This is a genomic window from Alteriqipengyuania halimionae (assembly GCF_009827575.1).
GTDB classification, from domain to species: Bacteria; Pseudomonadota; Alphaproteobacteria; order Sphingomonadales; family Sphingomonadaceae; genus Alteriqipengyuania_A; species Alteriqipengyuania_A halimionae.
On sequence record NZ_WTYR01000001.1, the window covers coordinates 1 to 24710 of the forward strand.

General features: G+C 62.3%; 32 protein-coding genes and 1 pseudogene. 19 read left to right on the forward strand and 14 right to left on the reverse strand.

The features are described from left to right. Window positions 1–635, reverse strand: a pseudogene (locus GRI68_RS00005) (hypothetical protein); the annotation flags it as partial. Between the two features lie 631 nt (window positions 636–1266). Between GRI68_RS00005 and thiC the strand changes: the two are divergent. From thiC to GRI68_RS00020, 3 genes are read left to right on the forward strand one after another with little or no spacing between them, the layout of a single operon-like run. Further along, window positions 1267–3180 carry a phosphomethylpyrimidine synthase ThiC gene (thiC, locus tag GRI68_RS00010; RefSeq protein WP_160615107.1) on the forward strand — a complete coding sequence of 638 codons (1914 nt, stop codon included), beginning with the start codon at window positions 1267–1269 and terminating at the stop codon, window positions 3178–3180. Between the two features lie 56 nt (window positions 3181–3236). Then, window positions 3237–4154 (forward strand): TIR domain-containing protein, encoded by a 918-nt coding sequence (locus GRI68_RS00015; protein ID WP_160615108.1) that lies wholly within the window; start codon window positions 3237–3239, stop codon window positions 4152–4154. A gap of 19 nt (window positions 4155–4173) precedes the next feature. After that, complete coding sequence (locus GRI68_RS00020) at window positions 4174–5142, forward strand: hypothetical protein (protein WP_160615109.1); 969 nt, start codon at window positions 4174–4176, stop codon at window positions 5140–5142. A gap of 180 nt (window positions 5143–5322) precedes the next feature. Here GRI68_RS00020 and GRI68_RS00025 read toward each other — a convergent pair whose 3' ends face one another. Further along, the gene (locus GRI68_RS00025) at window positions 5323–5955 is read right to left on the reverse strand and encodes a DUF2726 domain-containing protein (RefSeq protein WP_234028666.1); all 633 of its coding nucleotides are present in this window, start codon (window positions 5953–5955) and stop codon (window positions 5323–5325) included. Window positions 5956–6084: 129 nt separating this feature from the next. Here GRI68_RS00025 and GRI68_RS00030 point away from each other — a divergent pair, with 129 nt between their 5' ends. Beyond that, on the forward strand, window positions 6085–6741 hold the full coding sequence (locus GRI68_RS00030) for a hypothetical protein (protein WP_160615111.1): 657 nt from the start codon (window positions 6085–6087) through the stop codon (window positions 6739–6741). 72 nt (window positions 6742–6813) lie between these two features. Here GRI68_RS00030 and GRI68_RS00035 read toward each other — a convergent pair whose 3' ends face one another. Next, window positions 6814–7281 carry a YaiI/YqxD family protein gene (locus tag GRI68_RS00035; protein WP_160615112.1) on the reverse strand — a complete coding sequence of 156 codons (468 nt, stop codon included), beginning with the start codon at window positions 7279–7281 and terminating at the stop codon, window positions 6814–6816. Between the two features lie 236 nt (window positions 7282–7517). Between GRI68_RS00035 and GRI68_RS00040 the strand changes: the two genes are divergently transcribed. The 6 genes from GRI68_RS00040 (at window position 7518) to GRI68_RS00065 (ending at window position 12013) form a co-directional block, all read left to right on the forward strand. Next, the gene (locus GRI68_RS00040) at window positions 7518–8102 is read left to right on the forward strand and encodes a fasciclin domain-containing protein (protein WP_160615113.1); all 585 of its coding nucleotides are present in this window, start codon (window positions 7518–7520) and stop codon (window positions 8100–8102) included. Window positions 8103–8304: 202 nt separating this feature from the next. Next, the gene (locus tag GRI68_RS00045; RefSeq protein WP_160615114.1) at window positions 8305–8508 is read left to right on the forward strand and encodes a dodecin family protein; all 204 of its coding nucleotides are present in this window, start codon (window positions 8305–8307) and stop codon (window positions 8506–8508) included. 189 nt (window positions 8509–8697) lie between these two features. After that, window positions 8698–9678, forward strand: coding sequence for a hypothetical protein (locus GRI68_RS00050; RefSeq protein WP_160615115.1), 981 nt, complete (start codon window positions 8698–8700; stop codon window positions 9676–9678). 148 nt (window positions 9679–9826) lie between these two features. Further along, window positions 9827–10819: a hypothetical protein gene (locus tag GRI68_RS00055; protein ID WP_160615116.1), complete on the forward strand. Its 993-nt coding sequence runs from the start codon at window positions 9827–9829 to the stop codon at window positions 10817–10819. Window positions 10820–11341: 522 nt separating this feature from the next. Then, complete coding sequence (locus GRI68_RS00060) at window positions 11342–11635, forward strand: hypothetical protein (protein ID WP_160615117.1); 294 nt, start codon at window positions 11342–11344, stop codon at window positions 11633–11635. A gap of 174 nt (window positions 11636–11809) precedes the next feature. Beyond that, a complete protein-coding gene (locus GRI68_RS00065) occupies window positions 11810–12013 on the forward strand; it encodes a hypothetical protein (RefSeq protein WP_160615118.1) in 204 nt (67 codons plus the stop codon). A gap of 18 nt (window positions 12014–12031) precedes the next feature. Here the strand turns inward: GRI68_RS00065 and GRI68_RS00070 are convergent, their stop codons facing one another. Next, complete coding sequence (locus tag GRI68_RS00070) at window positions 12032–12805, reverse strand: hypothetical protein (RefSeq protein WP_160615119.1); 774 nt, start codon at window positions 12803–12805, stop codon at window positions 12032–12034. 72 nt (window positions 12806–12877) lie between these two features. After that, entirely contained in the window at window positions 12878–13327 is a 450-nt protein-coding gene (locus tag GRI68_RS00075; protein WP_160615120.1) for a pyridoxamine 5'-phosphate oxidase family protein, read from the reverse strand. 151 nt (window positions 13328–13478) lie between these two features. Here GRI68_RS00075 and GRI68_RS00080 point away from each other — a divergent pair, with 151 nt between their 5' ends. From GRI68_RS00080 to GRI68_RS00105, 6 genes are all read left to right on the forward strand, one after another. Beyond that, on the forward strand, window positions 13479–13805 hold the full coding sequence (locus GRI68_RS00080; protein ID WP_160615121.1) for a hypothetical protein: 327 nt from the start codon (window positions 13479–13481) through the stop codon (window positions 13803–13805). A 230-nt stretch (window positions 13806–14035) separates the two neighbouring features. Then, a complete protein-coding gene (locus GRI68_RS00085; RefSeq protein ID WP_160615122.1) occupies window positions 14036–14248 on the forward strand; it encodes a cold-shock protein in 213 nt (70 codons plus the stop codon). Between the two features lie 80 nt (window positions 14249–14328). Next, the gene (locus tag GRI68_RS00090; RefSeq protein ID WP_160615123.1) at window positions 14329–14544 is read left to right on the forward strand and encodes a hypothetical protein; all 216 of its coding nucleotides are present in this window, start codon (window positions 14329–14331) and stop codon (window positions 14542–14544) included. 155 nt (window positions 14545–14699) lie between these two features. Further along, a complete protein-coding gene (locus tag GRI68_RS00095) occupies window positions 14700–15044 on the forward strand; it encodes an HPF/RaiA family ribosome-associated protein (protein ID WP_160615124.1) in 345 nt (114 codons plus the stop codon). Window positions 15045–15173: 129 nt separating this feature from the next. Continuing rightward, window positions 15174–15761, forward strand: coding sequence for a fasciclin domain-containing protein (locus GRI68_RS00100; protein ID WP_160615125.1), 588 nt, complete (start codon window positions 15174–15176; stop codon window positions 15759–15761). A gap of 73 nt (window positions 15762–15834) precedes the next feature. Continuing rightward, window positions 15835–16263 carry a COG3650 family protein gene (locus GRI68_RS00105; RefSeq protein ID WP_160615126.1) on the forward strand — a complete coding sequence of 143 codons (429 nt, stop codon included), beginning with the start codon at window positions 15835–15837 and terminating at the stop codon, window positions 16261–16263. Here GRI68_RS00105 and GRI68_RS00110 read toward each other — a convergent pair. Both GRI68_RS00110 and GRI68_RS00115 read right to left on the reverse strand, forming a co-directional pair. Then, window positions 16241–16588, reverse strand: coding sequence for a DUF962 domain-containing protein (locus tag GRI68_RS00110; RefSeq protein ID WP_160615127.1), 348 nt, complete (start codon window positions 16586–16588; stop codon window positions 16241–16243). The genes GRI68_RS00105 and GRI68_RS00110 overlap by 23 nt on opposite strands. Before the next feature lie 16 nt (window positions 16589–16604). Further along, the gene (locus tag GRI68_RS00115; RefSeq protein ID WP_234028667.1) at window positions 16605–18041 is read right to left on the reverse strand and encodes a S41 family peptidase; all 1437 of its coding nucleotides are present in this window, start codon (window positions 18039–18041) and stop codon (window positions 16605–16607) included. Window positions 18042–18249: 208 nt separating this feature from the next. Between GRI68_RS00115 and GRI68_RS00120 the strand changes: the two genes are divergently transcribed. Next, on the forward strand, window positions 18250–18876 hold the full coding sequence (locus GRI68_RS00120; protein WP_160615128.1) for a YbhB/YbcL family Raf kinase inhibitor-like protein: 627 nt from the start codon (window positions 18250–18252) through the stop codon (window positions 18874–18876). 106 nt (window positions 18877–18982) lie between these two features. Next, window positions 18983–19234 (forward strand): SWIB/MDM2 domain-containing protein, encoded by a 252-nt coding sequence (locus GRI68_RS00125; protein ID WP_160615129.1) that lies wholly within the window; start codon window positions 18983–18985, stop codon window positions 19232–19234. An 18-nt stretch (window positions 19235–19252) separates the two neighbouring features. Here the strand turns inward: GRI68_RS00125 and GRI68_RS00130 are convergent, their stop codons facing one another. The 7 genes from GRI68_RS00130 to dapD form a co-directional block, all read right to left on the reverse strand. After that, on the reverse strand, window positions 19253–19687 hold the full coding sequence (locus GRI68_RS00130; RefSeq protein WP_160615130.1) for a DoxX family protein: 435 nt from the start codon (window positions 19685–19687) through the stop codon (window positions 19253–19255). Continuing rightward, window positions 19684–20130 carry a cupin domain-containing protein gene (locus GRI68_RS00135; protein ID WP_160615131.1) on the reverse strand — a complete coding sequence of 149 codons (447 nt, stop codon included), beginning with the start codon at window positions 20128–20130 and terminating at the stop codon, window positions 19684–19686. The genes GRI68_RS00130 and GRI68_RS00135 overlap by 4 nt, the downstream gene beginning before the upstream one ends. 9 nt (window positions 20131–20139) lie before the next feature. After that, complete coding sequence (locus tag GRI68_RS00140) at window positions 20140–20652, reverse strand: ion channel (RefSeq protein WP_160615132.1); 513 nt, start codon at window positions 20650–20652, stop codon at window positions 20140–20142. 30 nt (window positions 20653–20682) lie between these two features. Continuing rightward, window positions 20683–20871: a DUF3008 family protein gene (locus GRI68_RS00145; RefSeq protein ID WP_160615133.1), complete on the reverse strand. Its 189-nt coding sequence runs from the start codon at window positions 20869–20871 to the stop codon at window positions 20683–20685. Continuing rightward, entirely contained in the window at window positions 20871–21098 is a 228-nt protein-coding gene (locus tag GRI68_RS00150; RefSeq protein ID WP_160615134.1) for a hypervirulence associated TUDOR domain-containing protein, read from the reverse strand. The genes GRI68_RS00145 and GRI68_RS00150 overlap by 1 nt, the downstream gene beginning before the upstream one ends. A gap of 4 nt (window positions 21099–21102) precedes the next feature. Then, window positions 21103–21306, reverse strand: a complete 204-nt coding sequence (locus tag GRI68_RS00155; protein WP_160615135.1) for a hypothetical protein — start codon at window positions 21304–21306, stop codon at window positions 21103–21105. Between the two features lie 67 nt (window positions 21307–21373). Continuing rightward, window positions 21374–22198 (reverse strand): 2,3,4,5-tetrahydropyridine-2,6-dicarboxylate N-succinyltransferase, encoded by an 825-nt coding sequence (gene dapD / locus GRI68_RS00160; RefSeq protein ID WP_160615136.1) that lies wholly within the window; start codon window positions 22196–22198, stop codon window positions 21374–21376. A gap of 165 nt (window positions 22199–22363) precedes the next feature. On the opposite strand from dapD, the gene GRI68_RS00165 reads away from it, so the two are divergent. Continuing rightward, window positions 22364–24697 (forward strand): S8 family peptidase, encoded by a 2334-nt coding sequence (locus GRI68_RS00165; RefSeq protein WP_160615137.1) that lies wholly within the window; start codon window positions 22364–22366, stop codon window positions 24695–24697. Window positions 24698–24710: the final 13 nt, after the last annotated feature.

A 24710-nucleotide genomic window follows, 5' to 3' on the forward strand; every position in this document is an offset into this window, starting at 1 on the left:
GCGATCGACGACGCGCCTTCAGCATTCGCTGCATAACCTGCTGCGAACGACCGATCTCCGGTGGCTGCAGCGCTCTGACCGAATGCGGAAGAGATGTAGCCGCTCGCCTCGCTGGAGGTCCCCACAGCGACAGAAAATTGTGACGCCTCCGCATTATAGCCTACGGCCACACTCGAAGTGCCTGTGCCTCTGGCAAAGGTCCCAACGACAGTCGCGTAGCTTCCAGCAGCATTCGCTTCGCTGCCGATGGCGACGGCGCTGTCATTGGAGCTTTGCGCCTGATTTCCGATGGCAGTCGAATAATCGCCGCTTGCCAACGCGTCCCTCCCAATCGCAATTGCACCGGTGGCAGTGGCATTCGCGTTGTTACCAAAAGCAGAAGCGTCAAAGCCCGATGCTGTCGCTCTGCCCCCGACTGCCGTGCTGTTCCCGCCGCTGGCCTCCGCACTGTCTCCGCACGCAAGCCGCGAAATGATGCCGCTCGAATCCGCTCCGCCGTCGGTATCGACATTGGTGTCGGCATTGCCGTCGTCGTTGGTGTCGAGCAGGCAGTCGTCGGCAAGCGCGGGGCTGCTCGACAGTGTGGCGAAGGCGATCGCGGTGATGGTTGCGGACAGAAAGAGAGTGGTTTTCAAGATCATGCTCCTGGTTGGCGGATAGAGCGAAGGTGACGAACCGGTCCGGTCCGCCTCCTGTCGCGGGTGTCGGCAGTTTTTTGGCATTCGTTCAGTTGGCGGCACGCACCTTTGTCGGCCGCGGGCCCACGCCCCGTCGAAGGTGAGTTGGCTTCATCTGCACGGGTTCGTTTCCTCGCTGGTGGGCATGCATGGCGATCCGGCGAATGCGCCTGCACCATTGGCCGCCCGGAGAGGGGGACGCGCATATTTCCTATGTTCGAAAGCGCGCGCAGTTTGACGGGTACCGGCGCGTATGAGTATCCCCGGATCCGGGTATTTTCATGCGAGGGGGGCGCGCGTGGATTTCAGTGAAACGCGTCGAATATCGGAGCTGGACAAGATTGCCGCCGCGATTGGCGCAATGCTGGACGCGGCCGATGCGAACCTCTACACACGGGCCATCCCCGGGGAGGCCGCGCCCTTCGTATTCGCCAGCGAATGCGGATGGACAACAAGGGCCTGAGAGGTGGGCGTCGCGCCCCACGACCCGTCGAACCTGAACCGATTAGCATCGGCGGAGGGAGTGGACCGGTCCTGTCGCAATCCGCCCGGCCCGAAGTCCGCGCTCCGTCACAAGGAGAGACTTCGCATGGCCGACATCAACAGCAAATTCGACATCGGCGTCACCACCGGCCCGATCCGCGGCAGCCGCAAGGTGCATGTCGCGGCGAAAAGCGGCAGCGGCGTGCGCGTCGCCATGCGCGAGATCGACCTCGAAGGCGGCGAGCCGAGCGTGCGGGTCTACGACACCAGCGGCCCCTATACCGATCCCGAAGCCACGATCGACATCAACGCCGGCCTGCCCCAGCTGCGCCGCGATTGGATCATGGCGCGCGGCGATGTCGAGGAATACGATGCGCGCGAAGTGAAGCCGGAAGACAACGGCCAGCTTGGCCCCGATCGCAGCGGCGGCGTCCCGGCCTATCCCAATGTCGTGCGGCGCCCGCTGCGTGCGAAAGCGGGCAAGAACGTTAGCCAGATGCACTATGCGCGGCAGGGCATCATCACGCCCGAGATGGAATATGTCGCCGAGCGCGAGAATCTCGGACGTGAGATGCTGCGCGAGGAAGCCGCGCGGCTCGAAGCACGCAATGACGGCCAGCCCTGGGGCGCCAGTCTGCCGGATTACGTGACGCCCGAATTCGTGCGCGACGAAGTGGCCCGCGGCCGCGCGATCATTCCCAACAACATCAACCACCCCGAGACCGAACCGATGGCGATCGGGCGCAACTTCCTGGTCAAGATCAACGCCAATATCGGCAATTCCGCCGTCGCGTCGGATGTGGCGAACGAGGTCGACAAGATGGTCTGGTCGATCCGCTGGGGGGCGGACACGGTGATGGACCTCTCCACCGGTCGCAACATCCACGACACGCGCGAATGGATCATCCGCAACAGCCCCGTGCCGATCGGCACCGTGCCGATCTACCAGGCGCTGGAAAAGGTCGGCGGCGTGGCCGAGGACCTGACGTGGGAAGTGTTCCGCGACACGCTGATCGAGCAAGCCGAGCAGGGCGTCGACTACTTCACCATCCACGCCGGCGTGCGCCTGCCCTATGTCCCGATGGCGGCCAAGCGCGTCACCGGGATCGTCAGCCGCGGCGGGTCGATCATGGCGAAATGGTGCCTCGCGCATCACAAGGAGAGCTTCCTGTACGAGAAGTTCGACGAGATTACCGAGATCATGAAGGCCTACGACATCGCCTATTCGCTGGGCGACGGCCTGCGCCCCGGCTCCATCGCGGATGCAAACGACGAAGCGCAATTCTCCGAACTCTACACGCTGGGCGAGCTGACGCACCGCGCGTGGAAGCAAGATGTGCAGGTCATGATCGAAGGGCCGGGCCACGTGCCCATGCACAAGATCAAGGAGAACATGGACAAGCAGCTGGAGGTGTGCGGCGAAGCGCCGTTCTACACGCTCGGGCCGCTCGTCACCGATATTGCGCCCGGCTACGATCACATCACCAGCGGCATCGGCGCGGCGCAGATCGGCTGGTACGGCACCGCGATGCTTTGCTACGTCACGCCCAAGGAACACCTCGGCCTGCCCGACCGCGACGACGTGAAGGTCGGCGTGGTGACCTACAAGCTCGCCGCCCACGCAGCCGACCTCGCCAAGGGCCACCCGGCGGCACAGGTGCGCGACGATGCGCTGAGCAAGGCGCGCTTCGAATTCCGCTGGCGCGACCAGTTCAACCTCAGCCTCGACCCCGACACGGCCGAGGACTTCCACGACCAGACGCTGCCGGCAGAAGGCGCCAAGACCGCGCATTTCTGCTCCATGTGCGGGCCCAAATTCTGCTCGATGAAGATCAGCCAGGAAGTGCGCGATTTCGCCGCCAAGCAAAACTCGGACAGCTATCTGGCGAGTGAAAACATCAAGCGCGAGACGAGCGACGCGGAGGCCGAGCAAGCGCGCGAGGGGATGGAAGAGATGAGCAAGGTGTATCGGGAGAAGGGCGAGCGGTTGTATTTGCCGGAGGGTGACGGCCAGCACTAATGGCATGGACAAACGCTAATTGCCCAGTCTGTCTTTCTGAAGATGGATTCGATTGCATGTCCGCACCGTTTCAAGGTTACGACGCGACGCTATTTAACTGTTCGGTGTGTGGACAGTTCGCAATATCGCGCACAGCTTTGGTTGATAATCTAGATCAATTGCTTCCGTCTTTGACCAAAGTCAGAAGAGCAGCACTTTCACACAAAATACGACTTGATAATGATCGTGAAGGCAAGCCGAGAATGTGGCTTTCCAACGAACTCCGCGATTTTATTGAAGACGGCCCTGCACTTCCTACGCCGGGAAACCAAGCCACAAACATCCTTCGATGGATAGGGACTAAAGTTCAGAAGACGGGTGAGCCCGTTGAAATTCTCACTCCCGACTTCCACTCATCGATTGGCGCTCCCTCTCGCCAATTCGCTTGCGACTTGTTGGCTGAGTTGCGAGATCAAAGACTGGTTGTAGGTATGTTCATTCCTGACGTTAATGGTCCATCTAATGCACAAGAATTGAACCTAACGCTCAATGGTTGGGAACTTTATGACCAAGAGCAAAAGGGTCTTGTGTCGGGTAGCTACGGATTCATCGCACTTAAGTTTGGCGACACAGAGCTCGATGGTCTTATTAATGATCACGTAAAGCCTGCGCTGGCAAAAATTGGCTATGAGACAATTGACCTTAGGGATGTCTCACAGGCGGGTGTGATAGACAACATAATGAGAATGCATATCCGAGATTGTGCATTTCTAATTGCTGATCTTACTCACGAAAATGCCGGTGCGTACTGGGAAGCTGGTTTTGCAGAAGGATTGGGAAAGCCTGTTCTGTACATTTGTGAAGCCGAGAAATTCGAAAAAGAGAAAACACACTTCGACACTAACCACTGCACCACCGTCCCGTGGCGCGCAGGCAATGAAACCGAATTCGTTCAAGAACTGATTGCTACAATACGGAGAAGCCTTTTATTGTAGCAGAAACTAGGGGGATTGTATGGGTTGGAGAGGTACACTTCGCGCCATCGAGGCTGCCAATCGGCGAGCTGCTCGCGATGCAGAGCGTCGCTGGAAAGCTGATCAAAAAGCAATGATCGCTGCAGATGCTCAAGATGCGGTTAGTGAATGGCGGGAGCACCTCAGCGACCTTGTATCGCTTCACGTTAATCCGAATGACGACGTGAATTGGCAGATGCTCAGGGACGCTCCCGAACCCGTCTCGCCAATGAGGAGGACGCGACATGAGGACTCTGCGCTAGCTGCCCTCGATCAATTTCAACCGCGTTTCTTCGACTTTCTTTCAGGTGGATCCGAGAAGCGCAGACTGTCGCTCGTAGATGCAGTATCGGAGGGACGCGCACGCGATGATGCGGAGCATCAAAATAATTTGAATGTCTTCGATCAGGAACATGCCGACTGGCAATCAGATAAGGAATTGGCGACCAGATTGCTCGCTGGGGACATCTCGGCCGAAAGAGACGTGATTAATACGATGACATCTTGGGCAGATGACGGTCTTATCGGTTCCCGCCTAGAGTTTAGTATTACCGACGAATTTCTGCATGCCATTGCGCATGTTCATACAGATGAGATCGTACCAAATTATCGGCGGAAACAATTGCAGAGCGGAAAGCTCTCCGAGACGAAAATGCCAATCGGCGAGCGCAACGAGCTATATCAGGATTATGTCTGTAGCGTCTCACTGAAAGTTGCTGGAGATATTTTCAGTGTTCTGCCTCGCAATGAGGTGTTTGTAACATGTATGGCTAATATGCTGGACAGTACAACTGGGCATAAGGTTGATATGCCTATCGTATCTGTCCAATTTGTGCGGCCAACGTTCAATGATCTGCGCCTGTCAGCCATTGATCCATCGGACTCGATGTCCAATTTCAATCACAGAATGAAATTCGCGAAGACCAAAGGCTTTTCTCCAATTGATCCGCTCAACCCGCTAGGGGATTAATACCCCACCGCCAAATGCGTCACCGGTGCTGGCTCCCAGTTCGGAGCAGGCTGTTCGGCGAGGAATGAAAATCGCCGGAGCTTGCTTTACGCGGCGACCTTGCGATGAAATTCCGGAACGAAATTCCGAAAAATTCCGGGGACACAATACTTAATTCCAAAAATTCCGGGGACACAATACTTAATCCCTGTCACCCACCACCAACCGCTCCACCAGCGCCCAGAGTTCGCTCGGCGTGGTGTGGCCGGCGACGATCTCGTGATAGCCGATGCCGGCCTTGCGCAGCGCTTCCTTCTTCACCGCATCGCGCGCGGCCGCGCTCGTGCCGGTGTGGTGGCCGCTGCCCTGATATTCGAGTGCGTGGACCACGCGGCAACGCTCGTCCATCAGGGCGAAATCGACGCGTTTCGCATTGACCGCGAAGTAGGCGTCCTTTTCGGGGCTGGCGAGGAATTCGCCCAGGCTCACCTGCGCCATTACCTGCCATCGCGGATTGCGCGCGATCACCGCCTTGTCGAGCGCGTCGAACACCTTGGCCTCCGCTTTGTTGAGCAGCGAGCGCGAGGTGAACTTGGCGCTGCTGACCAGCTTCAACTGGTCCGCCGCCAGCTCGACGCCGCTAGCTTGTTTGCGCTCTTCCGCCTCGATCGTTTTGAGGGTTGCGCCCTTCTTGCCGAATTTGCTGGCATTGCGGCCGCGCCAATAGGCCTTGCGCCGCTCGCGGTCGGCGGCGGTCGTCACGCGTTCGAACACGATCCCGATCGCGGCGCCGATGGCGAGCACTACGAACAACGCGAGGGGACGGTCGAGCAAGAAGTTTACCGTTTCCACGCGTGGCACCGTAGCAAATGGCGGTTTGCGAAATGCTAAAGGCGAGGGGCTGGTCATGGGTTTAGCACGATAAACTTTCCTACATCGCCGAAATCTGCCTTATCCTTGCCGATGAGCAAGCACGATCACCCCGCCGCCGCCTCCGCGAGCGCCTCCGCCCGCCAGACCACCCACCGCGCCACTCGCCACGACGGCTGGTCGCTCGACAAGCAGGGCGCGTTCCTGCGGCAGCTTTCCGCCACGCATTCGGTGACCGAGGCGGCGCAGTCGGTCGGCATGTCGCGGCAATCGGCCTATCGGCTGCGCTCGCGGCTGAAGGGGCGGGCGTTCGACCTCGCATGGGAGGTGGCGTTTCATCATTCCTACGATGTGCTCGCGCAGGCCGCGCTCGAGCGGGCGCTGAACGGGGTGGAGATACCGGTGTTCTTCCAGGGCGAGCAGGTCGGCAGCTATCGCAAGTTCGACGAGCGGCTGACGGTGGCGCTGCTGCGCAAGGTTTCGCTCGGCGGCATTCCGCTGATGGGCAAGCTCGCCCCGATGGCGGAGCGGCATGCGCGTGATTTCGAAACGCTGCTGGGGGCGGTCGAGCGCGGGGAGGGGGTGTCGACCGGCGCGCGCACGCCTGCGGACCGCTCCGAGATCGCGATGCTGCGCGCCCAAACCACCGCCGATCCCGATTACGAGCCCCTGGACCTGTGTCCGTCCGCCATGTCCAACGACGAACTTCTCCAGCATTTGCAGGAGCTTGACGCGGACCTGCAAAAGTGACGCCCTGTCACCTTTGTCACCCACCTTTGTCACCCACCTTTGTCACCCACCTTTGTCACCCGCCCCGTCCTCTCAGCCCAGCTGCACCAGCACCCGGTCGAGCGCCTGCAGGAAGCGCGAGCGATCTGCCTTGCTGAAGGGGGGCGGGCCACCACCGATGCCATCCATTCCGGCGCGCAGATCTTCCATGATCGCGCGGGTGGCGAGGGCGCTGCCGATGCTGGCGGCGTCGAATTCGCGCCCGTCGTGTTTCAGCACCCGCGCGCCCGCCTTCAGGCAGCGTTCGGCGAGGAGGATGTCGGCGGTGATCACCACGCTTTCCGGCGTTGCATGCTCGGCGATCCAGTCATCCGCCGCGTCGAAGCTGTCGGAGACGACCACGCGCTTCACCCGCTCGCTCACCGGCACGCGGAAGGGGCTGTTGCTGACCACGCGGACATGCGCCTTGTAGCGGGCCGCCACGCGGTAGATCTCCTCCTTCACGGGGCAGGCATCGGCATCGACGAGAATGGTTTTGGGCGGGAGGGTGTCGGGTTCCATCGCGCGGGCCTAGCACCGATCGCCCAGCAGCGATCAGGAGAAAGCGGTTTTTTCTTGCGGATGAACAATTTGGCGCGATCCGGGCGCTGCCACATTTTCGCCAATTTCGGAACGTTGCCGCGTTCGGATCATTGGTTGGGTGAAGGCGCGCGGCTGACGAACAGCCGCTAGTTGTGGGCGATCGCCCCGCGCCATTGCCTATACTGGCCTATCCCTTTTCAAGGACCCTATCCGCCATGAACAAGATGACACTCGCACTCGCTTCCGTTGCCTCGCTCGCGCTCGTCGCCTGCAACGATCCCGCCGACGATACGGTGGTCGTGGATGAAGATGCCACGATGACCGACGGCACGACCGCCGATGCCGCCACCGAAGGCACGATCGTCGAAGTCGCGCAGGGCAATGCCGATTTCTCGACGCTCGTCTCCGCCGTGACCTCGGCCGACCTGGCGGAAACGCTGTCGGGCACCGGCCCGTACACCGTGTTTGCGCCGACCAATGCGGCCTTCGACAAGGTCCCGCAGGCCACGCGTGACGAGCTGATGAGCGAAGCCGGCAAGGCCGATCTCACCAACATCCTTACCTACCACGTGGTGGAAGGCGATGTTGATGCCGCGACGCTGATGAAGGCGATCGCCGACGCCGGCGACAGCGGTTACGAAATCACCACCGTCAATGGCGGCACGCTGACCGCGATGATGGATGGCGACAATGTCGTCCTGACCGATGCTGCGGGCAACACCTCGACCGTCACGATGACCGATGTGGACGCCTCGAACGGTACGATCCACGCCATCGACACCGTGCTGATGCCCTCGTAACCGAGCGCTCGACCGAACCGAAGAAGGCGGCCTTGCAAGGGCCGCCTTTTTTGTTGCGTGTTTCGAGAGGGAGCTGGGATCGCAAAGGCCGTGCCGCCATTGCGCGGCCCCCCGGCGCGCGCGCCGCCGACGCTCGTGTCGGAACGTTGTCGGTTCGCCGTCCATTGGTTCGGTATACACCAACCCAATGGGAGACTATCCAATGTCCATCGCCAAGATTACCGAAGTCATTTCCTCGTCCAAGGTCGGGATCGAGGACGCCGTGAAGCAGGGCGTCGCCCGCGCCAGCAAGACGCTCAATGATATCCAGGGCGTGTGGGTCGAAGACATCAAGTGCACCGTCGATGGCGAGAACATCGTCGAATGGCGCTGCACGCTGAAGATCACCTTCGTGCTCAACGACTGATCGCCGACACGCGATACGCACCGACCGGGGGCGGCCTGCCATGCGCGGGCTGCCCCCGTCGTCGTTTCGGGGCAAGGGCGGCAGGGCCGTAGTGGGCACGGCCATCGCGCACTTCCGTTCGCGCGCCGAGCAGGGTACGCTCGTGCATGGCCGCGGCGAGGCTGCGGCGCCGATGGAGCACCGCTTGTGATGACACATGCCGCCAACCCGTTTGCCCCGCCAAGCATCGGTATCATCGGTCGCGCGCTCCGAACCGCAGCGCTTGCGCTCTCGATCGGCTGCACAGCCCTTCCGGTCGCGGCCTTCGCGCAGGAGAATGGCGCAGACGAGAGCGAGGCGAAGGCGGATAACCGCGTCGTCATTCGCGGCAGGGCCCCTCTTACCGAGAAAGAGACCAAGAAGATCGCCAATCGCTACGTCCGCGAACTCACGATCATCAGCGGAAACAACGCCGTCGCGCGATACGAGCGCGAAATGTACTGTCCGGCGGTGATCGGACTGTCGGACGACATCAACCGCCGCATCGCAGAACGTATGCGGCTGGTCGCCGAGGTCGGTGGCGTCCAGCCCGCAGAGCCGGGTTGCCCCACCAGCGCGCTGGTGTTTTTCGTGGACGACAAGACGAGCTTCCTGAGTGAATTCCGGAAAGCCTATCCCGAATATTTCCAGTCTTACGTAAAGCATTGGAAAATGCCCGATGAGGAAGGTCCCGCCATTGCCTGGACCCTCTGGCTGCCGATGGTGCGCGACGGGATGCCGCCATCGCATCACATCCTGTCGAACCCGTACGTGTCGGTGAGCGAGGGTGGGACGCCGATGCTCGCACCGGTGAACATCGCGGTGATGATGGCGGTGGTGGTGATCGAGCGCGACGGCGCGAAAGGATTTTCCACGGACCAACTGGCGGACTATGCGGTGATGCGCACACTTACCGACCGTCTTGCGGAAAAACTCGCGGATTCGGGCGCGCCGACGATCCTGACCGTCTTGTCGACCCCGATGGGCGAAGATGCCGTCGCTTCCGTTACCGCGTGGGATCTCGCTTACATCAAGGCACGCTACAGCGGCGATCCGAGGCTGCGCGGAAACCGCGTCGGGTCTTCACTCAAAAGCGTGGTGTTCGATGCCGCGGAGGAAGAGCCGGCGGAAGCGCCCGAGCGTGAGGACTAAGCGAGAGGCAAATCCGGTTGCGGGGCACGTCGTGCTTTCGCGCACGGCTTCTCGGGCCGTAAAAAGTCTGATAGCTTCATCCATCGCGCAGAGGCATGTCCGCAGGAGAGGCATGTTCGCAGGAACGCGCATCGGGAAGGGCTCAATTATGATCGAGAATGCACCGGAAAACCGTTTCGAAGCACAAGCGCGAGGTGCAAGCATCAGCCGTTTGCGCATCGCCGCGCTGGCACTTGCCTTTGGAGCGACGGCGCTTTCCGCGCCTGCCATGGCGCAGCAGGAATCGGCCCAGGCTTCGGGCGAGGCCGGAGACGACAACAGGGTCGTCATTCGCGGCCAGGTCCCGCTAAGCGAGAAAGAAACCAAGAAGATCGCCGATCGCTTCGTCAAGGAGTTGACCGTCATTTCCAACTTCGATCCGCTGACGCGTTACGAACCGGAAGTCTATTGTCCGGGCGTCGTCGGGCTGACCGAGAACGGCAATGACGCGATCGAGGCACGTATGCGCACTGTCGCGGAGGTTGCGGGCGTGCGACCGGCCAAGCCTGGCTGCGCGACCAGTGCGCTAGTGGTGCTGGTCGACGACAAACCGGCCTTTCTCAAGCAGTTCCGGAAAGTACACCCGATCTATTTCCAGAATCTCGACGGCGACCTGGGGGGCATTGGCGAGGAGGACGGTCCTTCGATCGCCTGGCACCTGTCGGCTTTGATCGACGAGAACGGCACCCCTTCCAGCTCGTCGGCCGACGGAATGCAGGTCTATACCTCAACCTCCGGGGGGTCACGGCTCCATTCCATGCTCACTGCCGCGATCGCGATGTCGGTGGTGGTGATCGAGCGCGAGGCGCTGATCGGTCTGTCGGTCGAGCAGGTCGCCGATTATGCCCTGATGCGCAGCCTTACCAATGGCGATCCAGCCAAGCTCGAGGGAAGCGGCGCGGCCACTATCCTGACGGTGCTGTCGACGCCGATGGGCGAAGAGTCCTACGCTTCGCTGACGGATTGGGATCTCGCCTACCTGCAGGAACGCTATAAAGGCGACCCACGAATGTATGGCGAGCGCAAGGGATCGGCCCTGCGAGCCTCCGTTCGCAAGGCCAGCGACGAACAGCCCGCAACCAAGGCGGCCGAGGGAGACTAGGCCGGACCGGGCCCACCCGGCGCTCCAGGACGCTGTCGTAACCCGGCCCCGCCGCGCCTGCTTTTGGCGCTCACCGCGAACTGGGTAGTGGCGCTGGTGCTATCCGGGTGGGACCCGTTCGATCACGTGACGGACGGAATGGAGGTCAGTCCGGTGATCTTGGCGATCCATGTGCTTCGGCAACGCACCGGCGCTTCCCGCTGACCGGCCCTGCGCTGGTACTCATTTGCCTGATCGGCGCCATCCTGGCCGTCGCGACGCTGGGGCGGGCACATGACCGGGCTTCGGGCCAGGCTCGCTAAACGATGGGCAGCGCACAACTCTCAGCGCTCGATTACTAAGTCCGCGCCGGAGCGAGGGATGCCACCAAATTGCCGAGAGTCGGGAAGACGATTTGCCGATTGGCGACGCTTCGAATAGGTTGGTGCAGTAAACGAGGGCGTCGGTGTCTGCAGCGCAACCATCTATCCTGCCGTCCGTCGTTGCATTGCAGCATTCCGCCGCACCTCAAGGGAATTGCCTATGACACACTCTCCTGCCGCTTCGTGGACGCGGCTTGCGTTCGATAGTTGGGCGCTTTCGATGGAGGCGTCTTGCGTCGTCTGGTTGCGCGGGATGCGGATGATGGGCGGCGGTGCGATCGCGACGCGCGAAGCGGAGAGAATGGTGGCCGAAAAGGTTGAGGCGGGACTGGGCCTGTGGCCGGTGCTCACGCGCGGCGGTTTCAATCAGTCCCCGCAGGAGCTCGGGGCACTGACACTGCGGCATTACGCAGGGCCGGTTCGTGCCAATCGGCGACGGCTGTCGCGCGTCTAAGCTAGCACAGAGGTTCCACTGATCGGGCGGTACTATGTATCGCGGCGAATGGCTTTCCCGCGTTGCGAAACTATCGCTCTCAGGTGCAGGTCGACACATGCGTGACCCCGACAGCGTGTTTTTCGGAACAAGCGGGACTCGTCGCGGATTCCTTCTCACACAAGGAGAGAAATCATGGCGCGCAATACAGGTGAGGGCCACCGCGAGGGTTCGGTCGACGATCGGACGCAGGTAAAGAACCCGGTGACGGGCAAATGGACCAAGCGTGATCGCTCCGATGGCGAGAACGCGGGCGAGTTCATGGACGTCAAGAGCGACGGCGAACCGTTCAAGGGCGTGGCGAAGGAACCCGATGACCGGCGACGCCCGGACGACTAGGCGCGCGGAGTCGGGACACTACGGCTTGTACATCGGATCCTGAAGCCCGCGCGGCTCGACTTGGTCGAGACCCTGTTGAATGCTGAGCGTCTGCTGGGTCATCGCCGACATCAGGGCCTGGCTTTGGAGGATGAAGCTCATGAGTTCGCCGAAGTGTTCGGCGATCTTTTGCGCGGCCTCTTCGGGAGGCAAGGTGCCATGCCGCGTCAGGTCGACCTCCGCCGGATCGACGAACGAGATGTCGAAATAGCGGGCCGTGGGTACGAACCAGCCGCCCATAGCCTCGAATGTGTCGCGCGGTGCAATGAACATTTCGAAGGTAGAGCCGGGCTCGTCATCGACCGGGCTCTGCAACCACAATCCCGCAATGCGCACCGGGCCGTCAGGGCCGACGGCATCGGCGACGAAGGTGGAATACCGCCCCCGCGGGTTGTCGATCGCCGTGCTGAACGTTTCGGGGATCGTCCCGGTGAGATCGCGGCGCGCCACCACTGTCGGTTCGCTCACGCCTTCATGTGCGAGCGCTTCGACCAAGCCACGATCGAAATCCACCGCGACATCCCCTACCGTCAGCATTACGGCACCGGCAAACGACGGATCGTCGGGCAGAATGCGGTTTTGCGAATAGGGGGTGGATGCGTCGTGCCATCCCACCAGCGTGGTCGGCTGGCCATCGCGCTGGACCGGCTCGGGAACCAGCCGTGGAAAATCGTGAGCCTCCACCGATCCGGCTTCGGGTGCGCAGGCCGCGATCAGCAAGGGGAGCAGAGCGTAGCGGATCAGTTTGGGCATCGTCGAATCCCTGCAAGACGGACTGGAGCGCGGCGTGCGTACGCCAATCCGTCTGCGAGGCAAGGCCGCATCTTAGCCGATGTCGAAGTCGCCCTCCTCCTCGCCGTCCCAATAGGCAGCGCGGGTGGCGTGCACGTGGAGCATGACGAGGCCTTCGGTATCGACTCCGTCCTCGAACCAGCGGTCGAGATCCTTGGTCCAGTGCTCGGCGAACTGCGCCTTGTCCTTGACGATCTCGGCCTTGCCCTCGATCGCGATGAAGATGCCGGGAGCGCCGCCTTCGCGCGGAGCGCCCTGAAGCGACAGGCCGACCTTGGGATCGCGCTCGATGTCCTTGGTCATGAGACAATCGTGCCAAGTGAAGTAGTAGCTATCGCCATCGTAATCGACCTGGCGGTTGTTGCTCATCGGCCGCGCGCCGATCTGCCCGTCCTTCGTGTGGGTGTTGAGCATCACGAAGTCGATGTCCTTCATCGCCTCGGCGATATGCGAAAGGTGCTGCTGCGGTGTCTTGTCGGCCATGCCAGTCTCCTGCGACCCGTCCGGGGCAACAGCGCGCCAGCGAGGCAGAAGGTTCCGCATAAGCCAACCGTAATCGCCCGGCGATCGAACGGGCCATGGACAAGCGGGCGGCGGTTTGCCACGTTCCGCTACAACAGGAGAAGTGCGCGCCATGACCGATACCGACAGCTCCGCAATCCTCGACGACCGGCGCGAACGGCGACGACTGCCGCAGATCGGGCTGGCGCTCACGGCGCTCTATCTCGTCGGGCTGGTGATTTATCTCGCGGTCCAGGGACAGAACCCGGCAGAGCTTCAGCTCAACGAACTCGGCGATTTCCTTGGCGGAATTTCGAGCCCGCTGGCGTTCCTGTGGCTGGTGCTGGGGTTCTTCCAGCAGAGCCGCGAGATCCGGCTGTCGTCCAAAGCGCTCAATCTGCAGGCGGTGGAGATGAGGCGTTCGGTCGACGAGCATCGCAAGCTGGCGGGGGAGCGCTGAGCAGGTGCGATGCAGTCAGGATTAGGTGATCCGGGCAAGTCGTGCTAATAGGCTGTTGCTGACGTCGAAATTTGCGACGGACTTCGGATTTTGACGACGCCGCTTGCCGCGCCCTTTGGGCCGGCCCCGGCGAAAACCAGACGACGACTTCCTTTCTTCGGACGACCTTACGCACGACCCTCCGGCATGTTGCTGCGGGGGCACTCTACGTTCTTTGAAAGGAACATCTTATGGCCAAGACTGGCACCGTAAAATTCTTCAACGCAGACAAGGGCTATGGTTTCATCCAGCCCGACGATGGTTCGGCCGACAGCTTCGTTCACATCACCGCCGTGCAGGCGGCGGGCATGACGACGCTCGATAAGGAACAGCGTCTCAACTACGACGTCGAGCAGGGACGCAACGGCAAGGAAAGCGCCGTGAACCTCTCGACTGCGGACTGAATCGCATCGATCCCCTTCCGCCAGTGGCGGGAGGGGATTTTTCTTGGCGGGCGGGTCTTCCGCCCAGCAACGGAGAGACCATGGCCCAGACGTACGAATTCTATGCAGAGCGCGCCGCAGCTGCGACCGCCGCGGCCGACAAGGCCCAGCTCGCCAATGTCCGCGAGCGCGAAATGCGGGCGGCCAAAACCTGGACCGATCTCGCCAACCAGGCCCGCCGCGTAACACTGCAACGTGAAAAGACCGAGCGCGAAAAAGCCGCTGCCCGGGTCGCTGCCGAGGCTGGCGAAGACTAACCGATCGGCGCGCCTTCGTGCGCCCGAAGGTATCCTCTCTATAGTATCATATGTCCCCGTCGCGCGCGCCGAAATCCGGGGTGGGAGCGGGAACGCGGGCTTGCCGCGACCGTTCTGGGAATGGGGGCAAGGAAAGCTATTAAGAGGACCTGCCAATGCGATTCCAGTTCAACTCCGACAGTTCGCTGATGGGCACCGCCGATGTCGCCACCCGGATCGAAAACCAGGTGCGCGAGAAGCTCGCGCGGTTCGAGGATCGGCTGACCCGGCTTGAAGTCCACATCCGCGACGAGAACGGGCCAAAGGGCGGGTCGAACGACAAGGCCTGCACGATCGAGGCTCGCCCGCGCGGCGGCCGTCCCATCGGCGTGACCGAACATTCGGACGATGTCGACGCGGCAGCACGCAAGGCTGCCTCGACGCTCGCCCAGCGGCTGCAGCGCGTGCTCGGCAAGGCCTCGCGCCACGATCACGACGCGCGGCCAGACAAAGTGATGTGACCCGATGCGCGGGCCCGGCGTTAGACCCGCCCAGCCCGCGCCGTCACTCTCCCGGCGATGCATCGCGTATGCGTGACGCTTGCCGCCAGCCGGGTCTTCCCGCCCGCTAGACGACAAGGAATTCAAGCCATGACGACCATCAAACGCACTCTATCCATCGCGCTCGCTTCATCCGCCGCACTGGCGCTCACCGCTTGTGCCGATCCTGTCGACAAGAACAAGTATGACGAGCCGGTCGAGGCGCCCGTTGCCACGCCCGTCGATACCGGCCCTGGAACGGTTGTCGAAGTCGCGCAGGGCGATGAAACCTTCTCGACGCTGGTCAAGGCCGTCACCGCAGCAGGACTTGGCGATACGCTTTCGGGCGAGGGGCCGTTCACCGTCTTCGCGCCGACCGACGACGCGTTCGGCAAGATCCCCGATGCGACACTGACCGAGCTCACCACCAACGACACCGACACGCTCGCCACGATCCTCCGGTATCATGTCGTCCCGGGGAATGTGGACGCTGCCACGCTGACCAAGGCGATCGAGGCTGCGGGCGACGATGGCTATTCGATCGAGACTGTCGGCGGGGGCACGCTGACGGCCACGCTGGTCGATGGCAGGGTCGTGCTGACCGATGCGACGGGCGGCACTGCCACCGTTACCGCAAGCGACATTCCGGCTTCAAACGGCACGATCCATGTGATCGACACCGTCCTGATGCCGCAATAACGTGACGACGAGGGCGCGAGAGATCTTGTCCGCGTCTCTTCGCCGCCGTTCTGCGATCAAGGAAGCGTACATCATGAAAGCCGCCATCAACCTTTTATCTGCCGCGCTGGCGCTGGCCGCCTGCTCGGGTAATGGACCCGCCGATGGTGATCGCAGTGCCCCGACCTTCGATGCGATCGAAGAGGGCGAGGCGGTGTATTTCACCGGCACCGAACCCTTCTGGTCGGGCGAAGTCGTCGAGGACACCGTCCGTTATGCGACACCGGAAGACCAGGACGGCAGCGACGTCGCCGTGTCGCGCTTTGCCGGGTTGGGCGGGGTTTCCTGGAGCGGCGAGTTCGACGGCCAAGCCTTCGATCTCTCGATCACCGAGGGCAAATGCTCGGACGGGATGAGCGATCGCAACTATCCCTTCGTCGCTACCCTTTCGGTGCGCGGCGAGACCCGTCGCGGCTGTGCGTGGACCGACGCGCGTGCATTTACCGGCGCGGAGATGCCTTGACCCCCGCGCGGTCGAGCTCGGGGCCGAGGCGGCCCGTGAGCCATAGCCACCACATCCTGAAATCGGCAGCCAGGCTCCAGAGCGGATAAGTGAAAGTCGCCGGGCGGTTTCGCTCGACCCGGAAATGCGCGATCCAAGCGAAGAAATACCCCGCGAGCGGCATGGCGAGCAGCCACCACCAGCGGCCGGTCGCGATGGCAAAGATCGCGATCGCGACGACCAGCGTGGTGCCGATATAATGCAGCGCGCGCGTCGCCGGTCTGCTGTGCTCCCTCAGATAGAACGGCCAGAAGGAGGCAAAATCGGTGTATTCGCGCGCTGCCATCGGTGGGGTCTCCGAATTAATAGATGCCGGGGATTTCCCATTGCGCGCCGCTGCGCTTGGACGCTTCGGGCTGGAGGAAGACCCTGTCTCCCGCGCTCATCACGCTCTTGTCGCTTCCGGACGACGCAATCGGTGTGCAGGACCGCCCGGCGAGAAAATCGAGCGCGGCGCTGATCGAGGCTTCGGTCGGATCGCCAAACGGTGTGAAGATATCGTCGCCCGCGCGGCAGGTGTTCGGAAACACACTGGCAAGGCCGGTGAAATACTCGCCCTGTCCGTTGCGGTTTTCGAGTTGCAGCGCAACCACGCGCAACCGATCGTCGCATGCCGTGATATCATAGGCTTCCTGGCCGACCGGCTTCCCAAAGCTGTTGGTGCCTACCAGAGCGAGGTTGTCGCCGAGCACCGGGATCAGATTGTTGGGCACGAATTCGGAGGCCGAAGCAGTCCCGCCAGTGCTGATGAAGGCGATCTTCGTCGCATCGATCGCTGCGGGCTCGGCGGAGAAATTGATCGCTTGGTTCTCGTCTGCCCGCGACGGCCGGAAAGTAATCCGGCTCATCAGACTGCCGGCTTCGCTGCGGGCCAGAAGGTCGGTCAGGAGCACGCCCATCGAAACCAGGCCGCCTCCATTGTAGCGGAGATCGACGATGATTTCGGTCACGCCTTGATCACGGAATTTCTGCACCGCGCTACGGATGTTGGGCGCAACGGTTTCCGAACCGAAGGTGCGCAAATTGAGGTATCCGACCTTCTTGCCGCCATCGTCGAGGACCAAGGCGCCATAGCGATCGGAGACCGGGTCGAGATTGTAGTCGGCCTTGGCCACCGAAGCGGTGATCTCAGCGCCCCCCAGGGGACGGAACCTCAAGGTGCGGGTGGTACCGGCATCGCTCGGGCCCAGCGCATTGCTGACGGCTTGCGCGCCACCGGAGGCGAACAGGCTGGAGACCGTCTGTCCGTTGATCGCGAGAAGCTCTGTCCCGCGGTCGATCCCCGCGGCAAAAGCCGGGCCATTTTCAAAAGCCTCTGCAATGAACACGCGAGCGTTGGTGGTGTCGTAAACAAGGCGGATGCCGAAGCCCGCCGTTGCGCCCGACTGGATGCGGGCGTTCTCTTCGGCGATCGACGTCACATAGCTGAATCCGCGGTCCTTGTTCTGCGCGCGAGCAGGCGCGACCAGCGCATCGATGAAAGGCTGGATGGCGCTATAGTTTTGCCGGTTCACGCTGGTATCGAGCAGGTTCGGGAATAGATACTTCGTGTTGAAAACGTCGAAGGTCGTCGCCAGACGGTTCTGGATGTCACACGTTGCCACCGTCGCCGTAGGCGTCGGAGCCTGGCCGCTGGGCGGCGGGTTGTCGCCACCACATGCGGCAACCATAGCGGAACATGCGGCGATGAAGGCGAAGCGGCTGGTGTGCGTGCCGGCTCGAAGTTTGGCTAAAGACATGGTTGTGCGATCCCCTGGAGATGAACTTCCCTAGCATTACTCTATCAAAAATCAGCGATATGGGAAATGAACGACGGCCGTATCGTTTGATACTACGCTATGGCCTGATAGAGCCGCGCGAGGAGTACCGGTGCGCGGCGGATGCTCGCTTCTGGACCGCGCTGAAAGGCCCGCATTAAGTAGGCCGCAGACAGATAAAGAGGATGTTATGACTGATTGCCCCGCCTGGCTGGCGGATAAACTTCCCGAAGCATCTCCGTTGCATGGCCGGCTGGCCGTCGCGCGGCTTGCCGATGCCGATACGCTGGGTGCAGAGGACTTCTCGCTGCGCTCTGCGGCGTTTCGCGACGGTGATGCACTCGACCCGAGTTTCACCGCGGATGAAGAGGACGCGGTCGCGCCCCCGCTCGAGTGGAGCACGCCGCCTTCCGGAGCCGAGGAACTGGTCCTGGTCGTCGAAGATCCGGCCGGGCGCGGCGACAGGGCGCACCTGCACTGGCTAGCCTGGGGCTTCGCGCCCCAGCAGGGCAAACTGCTCGAAGGCGAGAGCCCGCCTTTCGCCGGCAAGAACGCGGCCGGCAATTCGGAATGGCTGCTGCCGAAGCTCGATATCGGCGATCCGGCGCACGACTACGTGTTCCAGCTGTTCGCGATCGATCGGCCGCTGGGCCTGATGCCGGGTGCGGGGGCGGACGAAGTCTTCGCAGCGATGGAGGGCCATGTTCTGGCCGCCGCCGTGCTCAATGCGACCTACGAGCCCGAAGACCTCGATGCGTGGTCGGAAGAGGACGACGAGGAAATCGCGGGCGATATCGCCGACGATCTCGATGTGTAGCGGCGCAGCCCATGCCGAGGAAACTGGGGGGAAAACGCGCCCCTCCCTCGACCGGGCCTTGACGCAAGCGTATTTCAGAATGGCCAATTTGTAGGGAGAAAACACAATGGCCGCAAAGAACAATGCGCTCGCCAAGCCGGTTAACCTTTCGCCGCAGCTCGAAGAAGTTGTCGGCAAGGGTCCGATGCCGCGTAGCCAGGTGACCTCGAAGGTCTGGGAATACATCAAGAAGCACGATCTGCAGGCGTCGGACGACAAGCGTATGATCGAGCCCGATGCCAAGCTCGGCGGCGTCATCGGCACCGAGAAGATCTCGATGTTCAAGATGACCGCTGCGGTGTCCAAGCACCTCAGCTAAGCATTTACGCTTACCTTTTCAGGGCGAGTGCGGCAGATGCTGTGCTCGCCCTTTTTCTTTGCCGCTCAACGGCCAATTCACAGCGCCCGATACCCATAAGGAAAGCCAGACGAGGATCGGTTGGAGGACCATCCGTGGGATATGATAAGCCAAACCTAAACCACCGTCATCACGCGCCATATCTGCGGCGAAATGATTGATATTGGCTGGGAATACGCAAACTGCGTAGAGAGCAAGGCCCCATCCGCCGACCAGGCGAAGCGTACGCGACCACGGCTGCAACAGTGCGATTGCGCCAAGCAATTCGGCAATCCCGGTGGCAGCGATAACGAGTTCGGGTGCGGGCACCCACCCGGGCGTGATCGAGAGGAACGGCGCGGGTTTGGCGAGGTGCAGGTAGCCGGCGATCGCGTAGAGGATCGCAAGAACCCAACGCAGGGTCGTGCGGATCATGTCCGCTCTCCCGGCGACCACCCCGCAGGGGCCAGTTCGAACCCTGCGAAATCGAAACCCGGCGCGACCACGCACGAGACTAGTACATAGCCACGTACGCCATCGACAACGGGACGCGCGGCCTGCCATTCACCCGGTGCAACCACATGCTGAACCTTCTCGCCACCAGCCAGATCTGGGCCCAAGCGGGCCGACTCGATTGGACCCGAATCGGACGGGGCGGTCGCCAAGTCGAGCGAATCGCCCGTGTGCCAGAGCCAGAGTTCGGCCGCATCGACCCGGTGCCAATGTGATCTCTGCCCTGCTTCGAGCAGAAAATGGATCGCGGTCGAAGAGGCGCGATCACCCCCCGATGCGGGCGCGCGCCACGTTTCGGCGTACCAACCACCTTCGGGATGCGGCTCTAGGCTGAGCCGGTCGATCAGGTCGCGCGCCGTGCCCATGCGAAGGCGTTAGCCGCGCCCTTCGAGCTGTGAAAGAACGCGCACGAAGAAGGCGGTCGACCACCCCAGGAGCAGGACGCCAATAATTCCTTCTGAGGCAGCGATCATTCGCCAGCTTGGATCGATATAATTGTCGGTGAAACCGAGGGTCGCATAGGCGATCGAAGAGAAATAGATCGCGGTATCGAGATCGGGGACGGCATCGATTGCTGAGTAGAGGAAGGCGAAGGCCCAGATTTCCGCGAAATGCAAAGCGAAGATCGCCAGCACCACACCGACAACCACCAGTCCGCCGCGCCACGACAATGGTTGGTATCCTTCGAACCTATAGCGGCGCTCTGTGGTGTTCTCGCCATCCTGGACTTCCACCTCGCGTTCGCGGGTGAGCATATTGCCGAGCGAGAACAGCCCGGCGCCATGGATCACCACCGCGACGACAACCATCACGGCGCTGAGCGCCAGTTGCGACGTCATCGACGGCGTCAGGCTGAAAAGTTCGCCCCCTTCGACCCCGACATCCATGTCAGTCTTGCGTCCTGAAACGGCGGAGCATCAGTCGTCTTCGACGTGTTCGGGTAGACCGTCGAGATCGGTCGACGCGTAATCCTCGAGTTCGTCTTCGGACATACTCTCGTACATCTGCTTGGACGCGCCTTGGAGGTCGCCGACCTTCGTTTCGCCGCGCTTGGCGGAAAGGGCGGCACCGGCCGCGCGTTGCTGCGCTTTCGATTTCGCGGGCATCAGTTTTGCGCCGACAGTTCCGAGCCGCGCTTGAGCACCTCGTCGCCGTCATCCTGCTTGATGAGATAGGCGGGATTGTCGGAATCACCGTCCTTGGTGACTTCGGTCCCCTGGAGCGTACGCGTCGCTTCACGCTCGAAACGCTCCTTGATCTGGCCTTTGCCCTTGCCGTCGCCCCATTCCCATTCGACGTATTGATCGGTCTGAAAGCTGTTGGGATTGTTCATCGGCTTATTCCGTAGGGTCGACCTGGCCCGAAACATCGCCGACCGCTTCGTCGTCGACGCTCGTGGCCGCGCCGGTCATCCAAACGATCGACAGCAGAACGATCGCGACCAGTGTACCGATCAGAAGCACCCAGCGTACAACGCCACTGCTCTGGCCGCCGCGCACTTCGTCGGTCTCGATGTGAATTTCTTTATCTTCGTCGCGCATGGCTCATCATCCCGCCTGTTGTGGTTATGCGATCGAAATGCGCGAATGGCCTTCGCGGTTCCGCGTCTCAGGCGCGCAGCAGCTCGTTTATGCCGGTCTTCTCGCGGGTTTGCGCATCGACCGTCTTGACGATGACCGCGCAAGCAAGGCCAGGCGCGCCGTCCTTACCCGGCAGGAAACCGGGGACCACCACCGAATAGGGCGGGATGTGGCCACGGATCACTTCGCCCGTTTCGCGATAGACGATCTTGGTCGACTGGGTGATGAAAACCCCCATCGCCACAACGCATCCTTCGCCCACGATCACGCCCTCTACGATTTCCGAGCGCGCCCCGATAAAGCAATTGTTGCCGATGATCGTCGGATTGGCCTGCATCGGTTCGAGCACGCCGCCGATCCCGGCTCCGGCCGAGATATGGCAATTCTCGCCAATCTGCGCGCAGCTACCGATCGAGGCCCAGGTATCGACCATGGTGCCCTTGGCAACATAGGCGCCTATATTGACGAAGCTCGGCATCAGCACGCAATCGGGCGCGATGTAGCTGCCCTCGCGCGCAATCGCGCCGGGCACCACGCGAAAGCCTGCCTCGCGGAAACGCGCATCATCCCACCCGGCGAACTTGCTCGGCACCTTGTCGAACGCGGGATGGCCGGCGCTGCCGCCTTCCATGACCTGATTGTCGTTGAGCCGGAACGAGAGAAGCACCGCCTTCTTGAGCCATTGATTGACGGTCCAGCCACCATTGCCATCGGGCTCCGCAACGCGACCTTCGCCGCTATCAAGCATGGCGAGCGCTTTTTCGACGGCACCGCGCACGTCGTCGCTTTGCTGCGAGAGCTGCGCCCGGTTGTCCCAGGCAGCTTCGATGGTTCGGGCGAGGGTATCGGTCATGCTTTGGCCTCGTCATGTAGGTGGCGATCTGGACTGGGCGCGGCGCTAACCGCTGCCCGGAGATGGGGCAAGCGCCGCGGCATGGTAAATTGCTTTGCAAGCGTTAAACCTTTGGCCAGTAACGCCGCTATAAGACCGTAAGTCCACTGTATCGGGAGCTCGGGAATGACGGTCGCCACTTATCGGAACGTCGGGTGGAAATTGCGGGCAGGGGCGAGCGTGGCGGCGATCGCGCTGCTCGCCGCCTGCGGCGGTGGCGGCACGCCGCGGACCACGCCGCCGCCCCTATCGGGGCCAGCCCCCAGCCCTACGCCGCCGCCCGCGCCTACCCCGACGCCTACGCCGCCGTCAGTCTTCGAGACGCAGGAGTATGCTCGATCTGACGGCCCGGAGCAGCACGAAGCGATCTATGCCTGGCAGCGCGGTGCCACCGGCGATGGCGTGGCGATCGCAATCCTTGACACCGGCATCGATGTCGACAGTCCCGAATTCGCAGGCCGCATCCTGCCCACCTCGCGCGACGTTGCTGGCTCGCGCTCAATCCAGCAGGAAGACGACCACGGCACCAATGTCGCGCTGGTCGCGGCTGCGGCGCGTAATAATATCGGCGTCGTCGGGATCGCTTATGAAGCGGACTTGCTCGTCCTGCGCGGCGATGCGCCGGGCACGTGCGCTGATCTCTCCGATGATGGTAGCACCAATTGTCGCCTGCGTGATACTGATATCGCGACCGGAATCAATTACGCCGTCGACCAAGGCGCCAGGATCATCAATCTCTCACTGGGTGGTGGCAATGCCAGCCTAGCCCTGCGCGATGCGGTGAGCCGCGCCGTCGCTGCGGGTGTAGTCGTAGTGGTTTCTTCCGGCAATGATGGGTCGGGATCGCCCGATACGTTTGCGCAGGATCTCGCGAATGCCGGCACTGGCGGTGTCGTGATCGTCGGCTCGGTCGATGCAGGGGACAACATTTCCTCGTTTTCGAATCGCGCAGGAAGCTTCGCGTCGCAGTTCATCAGCGCGCGAGGCGAACAGATATGCTGTGTCTATGAAGACGGCGCGATCAAGACCGAAACCGATCAGACCGGCACCTACGCATTCCTCTTTTCCGGTACGAGCTTTGCCGCCCCGCAGGTGGCTGGTGCAATCGCGCTGTTGCTCCAAGCCTTCCCGAACCTCACCGCTCAAGAAGTGGTCGAACTTCTGCTCGAAAGCGCGAGCGATGCTGGCGCGACCGGCGATGACGACATCTATGGCAAGGGCATACTCGATATCGCCGCCGCTTTCGCCCCGGCAGGCACGACTTCGATCGCGTCCACCGGGTCGGTGATGGCGCTTTCCGACAGCAGCGTCGTCGGATCGCCAGCCATGGGCGACGCGCTGGCCAGCGCCAGCATGCCGGTGACCGTGCTCGACAAATATCGCCGTGCCTATGTTACCGATATCGGCGCCCGCACCGTGGGCGCACAGGTCGCGCCGCGGCTCACCGGTGCGTTGACCGACGCATCGCGCAGTGTAGCGATCGGCGCGGGCGAGGCAGCCTTGTCGTTCACGATCGACGATCGGGTGCCAGAGATGCCCTGGAGCGGACAATTGCGCCTTACGGGCGAGGACGCCGAGCGCGCGCGCGTTCTTGCTGCACGGGTGGTATCGAAGGTCGCCGCCGACATGAAGATGGGCTTCGCGTTCCGTCAAGGCAGCCAGGGGCTGGTGGCGCAGGTGCAGGGCCAATCGCGCCCAGCCTTCCTCGTCGCGCCCGCTCCCGATGACGACACAGGCTTCGCGCTCGGCGACACCCTATCCATAGCCATGCGCCGCCAAGCGGGGCAGTCCGGCCTGACGTTCAGCGCCGAAAGCGGAAACGTGCGGGCTGGCGCACACGGTCGTTTTGCCTATGATTTCGCTCGCACGCGCGAGGAGGGGCGCGCCATGCGCTTCGGCGCGGCGCTCGATCGCCGTTACGGGCCGCTCGCGGCAACCTTGGGAGCAAGCTGGCTACGCGAGGAGAACACTCTGCTTGGCGCGCGCTTCCATGATGCGCTGGGTGTGGGCGGGGCGGACAGCCTGTTTCTCGACACCGACCTGCGTTTCGATGCGGGTGCGGGATGGCGGCTCGGCGGCAGCTATCGGCGCGGCTGGACGTTCGCGCAGGGTGTGGCGCTCGCCAGCGATGGCTGGGCTTTCGATATCGAGCGTCGCGGGGTGCTTGCGGAAGATGACGGAATCGCTCTGCGTCTGTCCCAGCCCTTGCGTGTCGCATCGGGCGGCATCGATCTGACGCTCCCGGTCCACTGGGATTATGGCACGCGCAGCGCCACCTTCGCCACGCGCAGGCTTTCGCTCGCGCCGACGGGCCGTGAGGTTATCGGTGAGATCGCCTGGCGCGGAAGGCTTTGGGGCGGAATGGCCTCGGCCAGCCTGTTCTACCGCACCGATCCCGGGCATTACGCCACATTGCCCGACGATCCGGGTGCGGCAGTGCGCTGGTCGACAGAGTTCTAGGCAGAGGCGAAAC

Bases quoted from the DNA above. Each gene is read 5' to 3' on its own strand.
- GRI68_RS00040 (WP_160615113.1), top strand. From the start codon at position 7,518: ATGAACAAGATGACACTCGCACTCGCTTCCGTTGCCTCGCTCGCGCTC.
- GRI68_RS00165 (WP_160615137.1), top strand. From the start codon at position 22,364: ATGACGGTCGCCACTTATCGGAACGTCGGGTGGAAATTGCGGGCAGGG.
- GRI68_RS00140 (WP_160615132.1), bottom strand. From the start codon at position 20,652: ATGGATGTCGGGGTCGAAGGGGGCGAACTTTTCAGCCTGACGCCGTCG.
- GRI68_RS00115 (WP_234028667.1), bottom strand. From the start codon at position 18,041: ATGTCTTTAGCCAAACTTCGAGCCGGCACGCACACCAGCCGCTTCGCC.
- GRI68_RS00045 (WP_160615114.1), top strand. From the start codon at position 8,305: ATGTCCATCGCCAAGATTACCGAAGTCATTTCCTCGTCCAAGGTCGGG.
- GRI68_RS00085 (WP_160615122.1), top strand. From the start codon at position 14,036: ATGGCCAAGACTGGCACCGTAAAATTCTTCAACGCAGACAAGGGCTAT.
- GRI68_RS00055 (WP_160615116.1), top strand. From the start codon at position 9,827: ATGATCGAGAATGCACCGGAAAACCGTTTCGAAGCACAAGCGCGAGGT.
- GRI68_RS00065 (WP_160615118.1), top strand. From the start codon at position 11,810: ATGGCGCGCAATACAGGTGAGGGCCACCGCGAGGGTTCGGTCGACGAT.
- GRI68_RS00050 (WP_160615115.1), top strand. From the start codon at position 8,698: ATGACACATGCCGCCAACCCGTTTGCCCCGCCAAGCATCGGTATCATC.
- dapD (WP_160615136.1), bottom strand. From the start codon at position 22,198: ATGACCGATACCCTCGCCCGAACCATCGAAGCTGCCTGGGACAACCGG.
- GRI68_RS00030 (WP_160615111.1), top strand. From the start codon at position 6,085: ATGAGCAAGCACGATCACCCCGCCGCCGCCTCCGCGAGCGCCTCCGCC.
- GRI68_RS00070 (WP_160615119.1), bottom strand. From the start codon at position 12,805: ATGCCCAAACTGATCCGCTACGCTCTGCTCCCCTTGCTGATCGCGGCC.
- GRI68_RS00075 (WP_160615120.1), bottom strand. From the start codon at position 13,327: ATGGCCGACAAGACACCGCAGCAGCACCTTTCGCATATCGCCGAGGCG.
- GRI68_RS00080 (WP_160615121.1), top strand. From the start codon at position 13,479: ATGACCGATACCGACAGCTCCGCAATCCTCGACGACCGGCGCGAACGG.
- GRI68_RS00135 (WP_160615131.1), bottom strand. From the start codon at position 20,130: ATGGGCACGGCGCGCGACCTGATCGACCGGCTCAGCCTAGAGCCGCAT.
- GRI68_RS00015 (WP_160615108.1), top strand. From the start codon at position 3,237: ATGTCCGCACCGTTTCAAGGTTACGACGCGACGCTATTTAACTGTTCG.
- GRI68_RS00095 (WP_160615124.1), top strand. From the start codon at position 14,700: ATGCGATTCCAGTTCAACTCCGACAGTTCGCTGATGGGCACCGCCGAT.
- GRI68_RS00090 (WP_160615123.1), top strand. From the start codon at position 14,329: ATGGCCCAGACGTACGAATTCTATGCAGAGCGCGCCGCAGCTGCGACC.
- GRI68_RS00150 (WP_160615134.1), bottom strand. From the start codon at position 21,098: ATGAACAATCCCAACAGCTTTCAGACCGATCAATACGTCGAATGGGAA.
- GRI68_RS00130 (WP_160615130.1), bottom strand. From the start codon at position 19,687: ATGATCCGCACGACCCTGCGTTGGGTTCTTGCGATCCTCTACGCGATC.
- thiC (WP_160615107.1), top strand. From the start codon at position 1,267: ATGGCCGACATCAACAGCAAATTCGACATCGGCGTCACCACCGGCCCG.
- GRI68_RS00155 (WP_160615135.1), bottom strand. From the start codon at position 21,306: ATGCGCGACGAAGATAAAGAAATTCACATCGAGACCGACGAAGTGCGC.
- GRI68_RS00035 (WP_160615112.1), bottom strand. From the start codon at position 7,281: ATGGAACCCGACACCCTCCCGCCCAAAACCATTCTCGTCGATGCCGAT.
- GRI68_RS00105 (WP_160615126.1), top strand. From the start codon at position 15,835: ATGAAAGCCGCCATCAACCTTTTATCTGCCGCGCTGGCGCTGGCCGCC.
- GRI68_RS00125 (WP_160615129.1), top strand. From the start codon at position 18,983: ATGGCCGCAAAGAACAATGCGCTCGCCAAGCCGGTTAACCTTTCGCCG.
- GRI68_RS00145 (WP_160615133.1), bottom strand. From the start codon at position 20,871: ATGCCCGCGAAATCGAAAGCGCAGCAACGCGCGGCCGGTGCCGCCCTT.
- GRI68_RS00110 (WP_160615127.1), bottom strand. From the start codon at position 16,588: ATGGCAGCGCGCGAATACACCGATTTTGCCTCCTTCTGGCCGTTCTAT.
- GRI68_RS00120 (WP_160615128.1), top strand. From the start codon at position 18,250: ATGACTGATTGCCCCGCCTGGCTGGCGGATAAACTTCCCGAAGCATCT.
- GRI68_RS00100 (WP_160615125.1), top strand. From the start codon at position 15,174: ATGACGACCATCAAACGCACTCTATCCATCGCGCTCGCTTCATCCGCC.
- GRI68_RS00020 (WP_160615109.1), top strand. From the start codon at position 4,174: ATGGGTTGGAGAGGTACACTTCGCGCCATCGAGGCTGCCAATCGGCGA.
- GRI68_RS00060 (WP_160615117.1), top strand. From the start codon at position 11,342: ATGACACACTCTCCTGCCGCTTCGTGGACGCGGCTTGCGTTCGATAGT.